Origin of the sequence: Gordonia sp. ABSL11-1 (genome assembly GCF_030315685.1) — a bacterium.
Classification (GTDB): Bacteria; Actinomycetota; Actinomycetes; order Mycobacteriales; family Mycobacteriaceae; genus Gordonia.
The window spans coordinates 1-834 of the sequence record NZ_JASXSI010000091.1; the positions used below are offsets into that span (position 1 = coordinate 1).

Consider the following 834-nt stretch of genomic DNA (forward strand, 5'->3'; position numbering starts at 1 on the left):
GCTGTTGGCAGGAGCCTATCTGGGTGCTCAAGCAGGTGCCGTCGCCGGTACATTCGTGCCTCTACCAGGCGTGGGTACCGCCGCAGGTCTGGTTGTGGGGGCTACAGCAGGTTTCCTTGCGTCATATGCCACATCCAAAGGGGTGGACGCGCTATGGCGTTAGGTGTTGGTAGTCGTAAGGTGACTCTTCGTTGGAAGAGGTACACGGCTTACGCGTATCAGCCGTCGTGCTGGTCAGCAATTGGAGTGCTCGTTCTGGTTGTAACAGGATGTGTTGTATCAATTGCGCTTTCTTTGCCGCTCATTGCGTTTGCATTCGCTGCACTGGTACTCCTGCCGGTCGCGATGGTGGCTCCGCTTCGAACCAAAGTGATTGCTCAGCAGCGCGGAGTCGAGGTGCACCGTCAACCTTTCTATTCGAACCCCGTGATACTCATTGCCTTGATGTCGGGGTTGATATCGGCTGGGATGATCGTGGCCATCGCAATTGGCTACTGGCAGGCATGGCGGTTGGTGATTCCTGCATTCGGCGGATTGGTGCTGGTTCCGCTGCTGAGCGTGGTCAGTTTCAAAGAACGCGGTCCGCTACTCCTCAGCGCTGACGGAGTCGTATTCGGCAACGGAGATTGCTACCAGTTTGATTCGTCAACGATCTCTTTCGCGGAGTTGAGCAACGGAGTGCCGGCAATCGAGTTCTCCCACAGCGTCGCCGGACGCTCGGCGCGCCCGCGACGGTTGGTGCACCGCCCTTACAACGTTGACTTCAACTCCTTGCTCTCGACTCTTGAACAGTTGCAGAAGTGGCATCATCAACGGAGGCCTGCGAGCCCAGCA

1 protein-coding gene is annotated in these 834 nt (G+C 57.3%); it reads left to right on the top strand.

Annotation, left to right across the window (positions count from 1 at the left end):
- Window positions 1–246 precede the first annotated feature (246 nt).
- Window positions 247–834, top strand: a 588-nt coding sequence (locus QSJ19_RS26585; RefSeq protein WP_286324058.1) for a hypothetical protein, incomplete at its 3' end; no start/stop codon positions are given.